We start from the raw sequence: 8,133 nt of genomic DNA, 5'->3' as shown, positions 1-8,133 counted from the left end.
GTAGCAGATAGGCCGTCTGGCGGTCAGCGACGATAAAGTTTGACATGCGACGACTCGATGGTTCGAAGAGGCATGATTATATCATATATGGATCTGGCGCCGGGAAAGTCCGACAGGCTGCTAGTTACCGGTTACCGCCGAGGATCCATCTGGCCCGCAGGCCTTTATCACGTCCGTCCTGCTCCTGCGGCGGACGCGATTGACCGACCGCGTTTGATCGCCCTGGAGAGACCAGAATGCAGTCCAACTGCTGTCATCGCACCGGCTATCGGTGCGGGTCCACGCCGAGCATCGAGAAGGGACGGGTGCAACAGCATGGCTCGACGTGGCCTGGCGCGGGATCGGTGAGCGGATGACTTTGCACGGCGACGGCGTGAACGCGGCGGACTCGCGCGTGCCAAGGCGCACGCGGCCGGAGCGGGGGGGTCAAGCGCTGCGCTGTCACTGGCCAATTTCCCGACCCATTCCCCGGCCGCCAGTTGCTACCCGGCGTGCGACGCTGTGATACAGTCGTCGCCGCCATGACCTCTCGACGCATCAATACCCTGCACCGTCCGGCTTCCAGTCAGACCCATCTCCCGCCGCTGATCTTTGTCCATGGTGGCTACGCCACGGCGCGCTGCTGGGACGCGTATTTCCTGCCGTACTTCAGCCGCCACGGTTTCGACTGCCATGCGCTCGATCTGGCGGGCCATGGCGCCAGCGAGGGCCGCGAGCGGCTCGACTCGTTCGGGATCGACGACTATGTCCAGGACCTGGCGCAGGTCGCGCAAGGCTTGGCGGCGCCGGCAGTCGTGATCGGCCACTCGATGGGGACGGTGGTCGTCGAACGTTTGCTCGAGCAGCATCCGGCACGCGCGGCGATCCTGATGTCGCCGGTGCCTCCCGGCGGCATACTTGGCTCCACGATGAACATCGCGCTGACCCATCCGGCATTTTTCGCCGAGCAGGCGCGCGCTACCGGCGGCGCCTACACCGCGCAAACCCTGCAGACGATGCGCGAGGTGTACTACTCACGCGAGACAAAAACCGACGATCTGATCCGCTTCGCCCGCCTGTTCCAGTCCGAGTCGCGCCGCGCCATCCTGGACCTGTCGCTGTTGGCGATGCGCATCGGCGGGCGGCGGCCAGCGCTGCCGGTGCTGGTGGTCGGTGGTGCGGCGGACGCGGTCTTCCAGCCTGGGCTGCTGGGACTTACGGCCGTGCGTTGGCAGGCCGAGGAGGCGGTGATTCCGCGGGCCGGCCATACGCTGATGCTCGATGCGCATTGGCAAGCGGCGGCCGACGCCATGCTCGGCTGGCTCCAGCGGCTTCTGCCAGGCGGCACGGCAGCCTAAGCAGCGAGCAAGCGCGACAAATCCCGCATGTCCTTGAACACCGCCGAGGCGCCGGCAGCGAGCAGCGTTGCGGCATGCCCCGGCCCGGCATGGCCGCCACCGCAGAAGCCGAGCACGCGCATGCCTGCGGCGCGCGCGGCGTGCACGCCGGCGACGCTGTCTTCGATGACCACGCAGTTCTGTGGCCGGCAAGCCATCGCGGCGGCTGCCAGCAGGAACAGGTCGGGCGCCGGTTTGCCGCGGGCAACCATCTCGGCGCTGAACAAGTGTGGCTCGAAGTGCCGCAGCAGCCCGGTGATGCCGAGGTTGACGCGGATCTTGTCGCGCGCGCCCGAAGATGCGACACACTTCGGCCAGGCCAGCGCGCGCAGCATCTCGTCCACCCCGGCGACCGGTTGCAGTTCGGCAGTAAAAGCCGCCCGGTCACGCTCGCCCAGGCGCCTGGCGAAATCTGCCGGCAGGGAACAGCCCCACTCGTCCTCGACCTGTTTCAGAACGGCGCGAACGCTGATTCCGGTATAGCGCGCGATCGCCTGCTGCGCGGTCAGCGGAAATCCGGCTTCGCTCAACAACTCAGCAAGAACGCGACTGGCGATCGGTTCGCTGTCGACCAGTACGCCATCGCAGTCGAAAATTGCCAGATCCTTGACCACCGGCCTGTCCGGCGGCCTCGCCAAGTGCCTTTCCGGCCACGTGGCCGGTCGCTTCGCTGGCGGCTCGCTCATCGCATCAGCCACCGGCGCACGGGGCGTCGATGGTAGGTGTGCAAGCCGTCCGCCGTTTCACCCGCGCGGCATCCCGGCGCCGTAAAGGTCTTCCGGCGTGGCCTCGAAAAACCACGCTGGTGGCGCCCACCGGCCGGGAAGATGCCGGTGGCCCCAGGCGGCGAGCTGCTGCAGGACCGGCAAGAGCTCCGCCCCCTTGCGAGTCAGCAAGTACTCGTGGCGCGGTGGGTTTTCCTGATAGAGTCGCTTGTTGACGATTCCCGCATCGTCCAGACGGCGCAGCCGACCGGCCAGGATATTGCTGGGAATCCGCTCCGGGGAGGACAGGAACTCGCCGTAACGCCGCTTCCCGGCGATCATGTCGCGGACGATGATCAACGTCCACTTGTCGCCGAGGAGGTCGAGCGCGGACGCCAGCGGGCACCGGGAACGGTAGTCCGCGTCGGGGTCGGCGGTGGTATCGGCGGTGGTGGTCATCCAGCGTACTTTATCCTCTCCGCCCGGTTACTTGCAAATCACAAGTGGCTGTGGCACGATGCCGCCGTGACTTGCAAAGTTGAAGTCATCGCTTGCGAAACTGTTTCAACCATCACGATGAGGAGACCGCCATGAACGATTCCGCCAAACCATCCGCCGCTCGCCAGGGCGGCTGCCTGTGTGGCGCCGTCCGCTATGAGATTTCGTCCGATCCGGAGATGACCGGGGTTTGCTACTGCAGCAGTTGCCGCCGCTTGAGCGGGTCCGGACACGCGTTTCACGCGCTGCTTCCCGAATCCGCGCTCGTCTTTACCGGCCAAGTGAGCACCTACGACTGGACCGCCGACAGCGGCGGCCGCGTGAGCAGCAGCTTCTGCCCGGTTTGCGGCAGCCCGCTGTTCGGCAAGAGTACGGCCATGCCGGGCGTCGTGACGCTGCGCGTCGCCAGCCTCGACGACCCGGCGCCGATCAAGCCGCAAATGGCCGTTTACGCCAAGCGCCTGCTGCCCTGGGACCACCTCGACCCGGCGCTGCCGGCGTTCCCCGAAATGCCTCCGGCGCCTGCTGCCGGGTAAGGTTCGCAGCCGGCGCGGGGCGCTTTCCACCGATCTTCGTCAGCGCGATTCGAGCAGCTTGACGACGGCGTGCAGGACACGATTGACGGGCGTCGGGATACCCAGCGTCTCTCCTTTGCGGAGCACGTAACCGTTTAGATGATCGATCTCGCTAGCCTTGTGGCGCGCCAGATCCTGCGCGGTTGACGAGATCTGGCCAGGCATGGTGCGCGCGATGCGCTGCACGGCTTCCGGGATGTCAGGGGGTACGGTGACCCCGGCCGCCTGGGCAACAGCCAGGCACTCGTGCAGCACGTCACGCATCACGTCCTCGACGCCTGCACCCTGTACCAGACGGCCATAGGGTAGCTGGGTGATCGCGGACAGTGCGTTGTATGCGCAATTGACGATCAGCTTGGCCCACAGCGCACCGGCCACGTTGTCGGAAATCTGTACCGGCACGGCCGCGTCGGCAAACAGCCTGGCCAGGTCTTCGCTGAAGGCCGAGGGTCCGATCACCAGGTCGCCTCGGCCATGATGCTTGACGCTGCCTGGCCCGGCCATCTCGGTGGCCACATACACGACCGCCGGGGCGACTGTCTGCGGCAGCAGTGCTTGCAGCCGCTCGGCATTGTCGACGCCATTCTGCAAGCTCAGGACCAGCGCGTCAGGGTCAAGGTGCGGCGCCATCGCTGCAGCGGCGGTTTCGGTATCGGTCGACTTGACGCAGCAGAGCACCAGCCTGGCGCCCTGCACGGCGCCGGGCTCGGTGCTGGCGTCGATCGGCACGTGTTCCTGGAATGACTGGGCATCCATCGCCAGGCCGTCGCGACGGACCGCCGCCACGTGCTCCGGCCGTCCGATCAGGACCACCGCGTGGCCGGCACGGGCGAGCATGCCCCCGTAGTAGCAGCCGACCGCGCCGGCGCCCATCACTGCAATTTTCATGTCGTTCCTGACCGGAAAAGTTCGGCTGCTGGCCGCGGGTCGCCCTGGCCAACGGCTGCGGGGGCTGGCCCTGTCGCAGCGCCTGAGGTGGCGGCGCGACGAGTATCGTCGTGATGACGAATGACCGTCTCGATTTCGCGAACCAGCAGGTTCATCGTCGCTCCCCAGCCGCCGTTGTCGATGGTCGTCGCCTGGAATCGCAGGAGCGCGCGTAGCGGCTCCGGAAGTTCCGCTTCGTCGGGCAGGCGGGCGCCCTCGACCAGCACGGGGAAAATCGCCCGACGCTGCTCGATCAGGCTGGCAATCTCGCTGCGAACGACGTCGTCGCGATCGTGCAGGCGCGGCGGCAGGCCGTCGGCGGCTGGCACCAGCCACGATCGGCCGATGACGATGACCCCGGCGGCACACGCCCGCAGGGCGCCCTCGATCGATTCGTCCCAGGCGCTGCTCGGCGCGATGCCGCTGACGTCGAGGAACACGCGACGCGCGCCAAAATGCTCGGCGAGGTCGTTGGCGACGCGGCCGGCAGCAGCCGGTGCATCGCTGCGGCGGTAGGAAATGAAGACATCCGGCGTCTCGGCCAGCGTGCCGCGCAGCAGATTCCGCAATTGACCGGTGCCGCTCACCCAGGGCTCGGCCAGTCGCAGAAACTGCGAACGGCTGACGCCGGGCACCGGGTGCCCGTCCCAGGTTTTGAGTATCTCCTGGAAGACATAGTCCGAATTGCCGGTGAGGCCACCCATGAAGGGCAGGGGAAAGACCGGCTTGCCCTGTTCGATCACGCGCCGCGCGATGTCCAGCGCACCGCGACCGCCGCCGACCATTACCGCCGCGTCGCAGCGGCCGATCGCTTCGCGCTTCCAGGCCTCGACATCGGCAGCCGGAACGCGGCATTCCGCTGTGGCCGAGTAGCCCGGCAGCGGCAAGCCGCCGCGCCGGAAGAGACGCGTCCACCCCAGCGAGACTTGCCGGAAGGTGTCTTGTGGCGACTCGCCGCGTTCCCGAAGCGCAGCGCAGAAGGCGTCGGAGACCCAATAGTCGATGCCCGTCGAGTTGCCGGTAAGCAGCCCGAAGCCGCAATCGACCAGCGTCGCGCCGATCATCCGCGCGACGCGGCGCCTGGCAGGCGTCGCCCATCCGGTACCGATGACCAGAACGAATTTCCTGCGACTCTTGCTCATTGGCAATTGTGGGCCATTGGCTGGCGACGACGGGCGGACGACGGTGGGGCGCTTCGATGGGCAGGCAGCGATCGTGCTGGCGACGGTCTCGCTCGCGATCGTGCGCCGAAGGACCGGGAGCGAAGGGTGTGCAAAGGTTGGCGGTGACGGAACCCCTCCGCCGTTCCCGAAAGTATCGCCGGCCATCGCTAGCGCCGTCAATCCGGGATTTCGTTCGGGGGGTCAGTGAAAGTCGCCGTCAGGGGACATCAAGGATCCAGCGACAGCGGTCATCAAAGTGGCTCGAGTCCTGCCGTTGCGCCCTCCTGAACCGCTTCACTGCGTTCGCACTGACGGGCTCCACACCGTGCGGTCACTGCGAGAGCCCAGCGACGCGGCAGTCCAGGGCGCCTGTGGCTGGCGCCGCGCACCCTTCCACCTCCTTCGCCGAGCATCGGCAGCCAGCAGGTTGGCGGCTACGCCGCGCAGGCGCGCCGCTTGAAACTGTCGACGCACTTTCCCAGGCCCTTGCACGGTGCGGTCTGGATCCGCTGCATCAGTTCCAGCGACACCTCCGGCAGCGCGAAGTCGTGCCGCAGCTTCTGCTCCATATGCAACCACAGCAGGGCGGTCATTTCGGCGTCTGCCAGAGCACGGTGGTATTGGCCGGTGACGGCGATGCTGGCGTGCTGGATCAGCGTCGCCAGGCGGTGATTGGGGGCTTCCGGATAGATTCGGCGGGCCACTTTCATCGAACAGAGCAGGCCGCCGGGATACGATTCGCCGATGCGGTCGAGTTCGGCGCCCAGGAAGCCATGGTCGAACGACGCGTTGTGCGCCACCAGCGGACGGCCGGCGATAAAGGCGAAGAGCTGGCGCATCACCGTTTCAGCCTTCGGCGCCTGGCGGATCATCGCATTGCTGATGCCGGTCAGCTGCTGGATAAAGGGCGGAATGGGGCGGCCGGCGTTGATCAGGCTCTGGAAGCGGTCAACGATCCCCGTTTCGTCGATCACCACCGCCGCGACTTCGGTCGCCCGGTCGCCGAGCCGCGGCGACAGCCCGGTCGTTTCAAAGTCGATGATTATCCGCTCGCGCATCCTGGTTCCAGTCCCTTGCTCGATCTTCAAACGTGCCGCAGCCTGCTCAATGCAGGGTGAACAGCGCTTCCAGTTCCTTGCCGTCGAGATTGCCGATCCACTGTTCGCCGGCGCCGACGGTCAACTCGGCGAGTTCGCGCTTGGCGCGAATCATCTCATTGATCCGTTCCTCGAAGGTGGCGCGGGTGATCAGGCGGTGCACCTGCACGTTCTGCTGCTGGCCGATGCGGTAGGCGCGGTCGGTCGCCTGCGCTTCGACGGCCGGGTTCCACCACCGGTCGTAGTGGATCACGCTCGACGCCGCGGTCAGGTTGAGGCCAGTGCCGCCGGCTTTCAACGAAAGGATGAAGACGCGCTCGGTGCGGTCGTTCTGGAAGCGCTCGACCAGCGCATCGCGCTGATTGCGCGTCAGGCCGCCGTGCAGGAACAGCGGTTCGCGTCGGTAGCGTTCGTGCAGCCAGGAAACCAGCAACTCGCCCATTTCGCGGAACTGGGTGAACACCAGCACCTTGCCGTGACTGGCGTCGATATCCGCGATCAGTTCGAGAAAGCGCTGCGCCTTGCCCGACAGGTCGGCGCCGGCCTGCTCGTGGCGCTGTTTGAGATACTGCGCCGGATGGTTGCAGATCTGCTTCAGCGCCAAGATCATCTGCAGCACCAGTCCCTGGCGCCGGAACGTATCGGACTCGCCGGCAAGACTGCGCAGGCCCTCCTGGACCACCGATTCGTACAGCGCGGTCTGCGCCGCCGACAGCGTGCAGTACTGGTCCTGCTCGATCTTGTCCGGAAGGTCGTCGATGATGCTCCTGTCGGACTTCAGCCGGCGCAACAGGAAGGGCGCGGTGACCCGCCGGAAGCGCGCGACGACCTGCTGGTCGTGATGCGTCTGGATCGGTATCGCGTATTCCTTGACGAAGTGCGGCAGCTTGCCGAGATAGCCGCGGTTGGCGAAGTCCATGATGCTCCAGTATTCGGCGAGCCGGTTCTCGACCGGCGTGCCGCTCATGGCGATGAAACTGGTCGCCGGGATCGCTTTCAGTGCCCGCGTCTGGGCGGTCGCCGGGTTCTTGATGTTCTGCGCTTCGTCGACCACCAGCACCTGCCATGACAGCGACTTGAGTGCCGCGCTTTCGCTGCGGGCGACGCCGTAGGTGGTGAGCAGCACGTCCGGACGCTGCTCGCCCTGACGCGTCGCCAGTTCACGCCGGGCGCCGTGGAAGACGGCGACGCTCAGCGCCGGCGCGAAGCGGGCGATCTCCTTCTGCCAGTTGGTCAACAGGCTGGTGGGAACGACTACCAGAGCCTTGGCATCGGTCAGCGCGCCTTCCTCGCTGAGCTTCTGCAGCGTGGCGATCACCTGCAGCGTCTTGCCCAGGCCCATGTCGTCGGCGATGACGCTGCCGAAGCCCAGCCGCGCGTTGCGGTACAGCCAGGCATAGCCGCGCTGCTGATAGGGACGCAGCGTCGCCTGCAGCGCGGCCGGCAGTGGGACGTCGCCGGCGTCGAGCAACTGCCGGAGCAGGCGCTGCGCCGCTTCGTCGAGGCCGATCGGCGCGCCGGCGTATTCCCCGGCGACCGCCACCCGCAGCAGTTCGCTGCTCGAAACTTCGGCCGGCCGCGCGAGCTGGGCGCGCAGGCGCTCGATCTCGGCCGGGTCGAGATAGACAAAAGCGCCCTTGAAACGGATCACGCCGGTGGCGTCGCGCACTAGAGTGTGTTGACATTCAAGCGACGCCGGAATGCTCAGCGCCCCCCTCGGCCCATCGAACGAGCGCGGAATCGAGGCCAAGGGTGACCGCTATCAATCGATTGCCTACGAACTTTCGCGCAGC

At 66.6% G+C, this 8,133-nt stretch carries 8 protein-coding genes; 2 read left to right on the top strand and 6 right to left on the bottom strand.

Annotation, left to right across the window (positions count from 1 at the left end; all coding sequences use genetic code 11):
* The first annotated feature begins 521 nt into the window (after window positions 1-521).
* Window positions 522-1,337 carry an alpha/beta hydrolase gene (locus tag Q1L50_RS08180; RefSeq protein WP_300337422.1) on the top strand — a complete coding sequence of 272 codons (816 nt, stop codon included), beginning with the start codon at window positions 522-524 and terminating at the stop codon, window positions 1,335-1,337.
* Here the strand turns inward: Q1L50_RS08180 and Q1L50_RS08175 are convergent.
* Both Q1L50_RS08175 and Q1L50_RS08170 read right to left on the bottom strand, forming a co-directional pair.
* Window positions 1,334-2,014 carry an HAD-IA family hydrolase gene (locus Q1L50_RS08175; RefSeq protein WP_300337420.1) on the bottom strand — a complete coding sequence of 227 codons (681 nt, stop codon included), beginning with the start codon at window positions 2,012-2,014 and terminating at the stop codon, window positions 1,334-1,336. The genes Q1L50_RS08180 and Q1L50_RS08175 overlap by 4 nt on opposite strands.
* A gap of 105 nt (window positions 2,015-2,119) precedes the next feature.
* Window positions 2,120-2,539, bottom strand: a complete 420-nt coding sequence (locus Q1L50_RS08170; protein ID WP_300337418.1) for a helix-turn-helix domain-containing protein — start codon at window positions 2,537-2,539, stop codon at window positions 2,120-2,122.
* A 131-nt stretch (window positions 2,540-2,670) separates the two neighbouring features.
* On the opposite strand from Q1L50_RS08170, the gene Q1L50_RS08165 reads away from it, so the two are divergent.
* A complete protein-coding gene (locus tag Q1L50_RS08165; protein ID WP_300337416.1) occupies window positions 2,671-3,114 on the top strand; it encodes a GFA family protein in 444 nt (147 codons plus the stop codon).
* Window positions 3,115-3,153: 39 nt separating this feature from the next.
* Here the strand turns inward: Q1L50_RS08165 and Q1L50_RS08160 are convergent, their stop codons facing one another.
* The 4 genes from Q1L50_RS08160 to Q1L50_RS08145 form a co-directional block, all read right to left on the bottom strand.
* On the bottom strand, window positions 3,154-4,041 hold the full coding sequence (locus Q1L50_RS08160; RefSeq protein WP_300337414.1) for a 2-dehydropantoate 2-reductase: 888 nt from the start codon (window positions 4,039-4,041) through the stop codon (window positions 3,154-3,156).
* The gene (locus tag Q1L50_RS08155) at window positions 4,038-5,222 is read right to left on the bottom strand and encodes a toll/interleukin-1 receptor domain-containing protein (protein WP_300337412.1); all 1,185 of its coding nucleotides are present in this window, start codon (window positions 5,220-5,222) and stop codon (window positions 4,038-4,040) included. The genes Q1L50_RS08160 and Q1L50_RS08155 overlap by 4 nt, the downstream gene beginning before the upstream one ends.
* A 455-nt stretch (window positions 5,223-5,677) precedes the next feature.
* A complete protein-coding gene (locus Q1L50_RS08150) occupies window positions 5,678-6,301 on the bottom strand; it encodes a 3'-5' exonuclease (RefSeq protein WP_300337410.1) in 624 nt (207 codons plus the stop codon).
* Window positions 6,302-6,347: 46 nt separating this feature from the next.
* The gene (locus tag Q1L50_RS08145; RefSeq protein WP_300337408.1) at window positions 6,348-8,009 is read right to left on the bottom strand and encodes a DEAD/DEAH box helicase; all 1,662 of its coding nucleotides are present in this window, start codon (window positions 8,007-8,009) and stop codon (window positions 6,348-6,350) included.
* Window positions 8,010-8,133: the final 124 nt, after the last annotated feature.

The organism is Accumulibacter sp. (assembly GCF_029255145.1).
GTDB lineage: Bacteria > Pseudomonadota > Gammaproteobacteria > Burkholderiales > Rhodocyclaceae > Accumulibacter.
Note: the sequence above shows the minus strand (reverse complement) of the source record. Positions and strands in the feature narration are given on the sequence as shown.

Bases quoted from the DNA above. Each gene is read 5' to 3' on its own strand.
- Q1L50_RS08180 (WP_300337422.1), top strand. From the start codon at position 522: ATGACCTCTCGACGCATCAATACCCTGCACCGTCCGGCTTCCAGTCAG.
- Q1L50_RS08170 (WP_300337418.1), bottom strand. From the start codon at position 2,539: ATGACCACCACCGCCGATACCACCGCCGACCCCGACGCGGACTACCGT.
- Q1L50_RS08165 (WP_300337416.1), top strand. From the start codon at position 2,671: ATGAACGATTCCGCCAAACCATCCGCCGCTCGCCAGGGCGGCTGCCTG.
- Q1L50_RS08160 (WP_300337414.1), bottom strand. From the start codon at position 4,041: ATGAAAATTGCAGTGATGGGCGCCGGCGCGGTCGGCTGCTACTACGGG.
- Q1L50_RS08155 (WP_300337412.1), bottom strand. From the start codon at position 5,222: ATGAGCAAGAGTCGCAGGAAATTCGTTCTGGTCATCGGTACCGGATGG.
- Q1L50_RS08150 (WP_300337410.1), bottom strand. From the start codon at position 6,301: ATGCGCGAGCGGATAATCATCGACTTTGAAACGACCGGGCTGTCGCCG.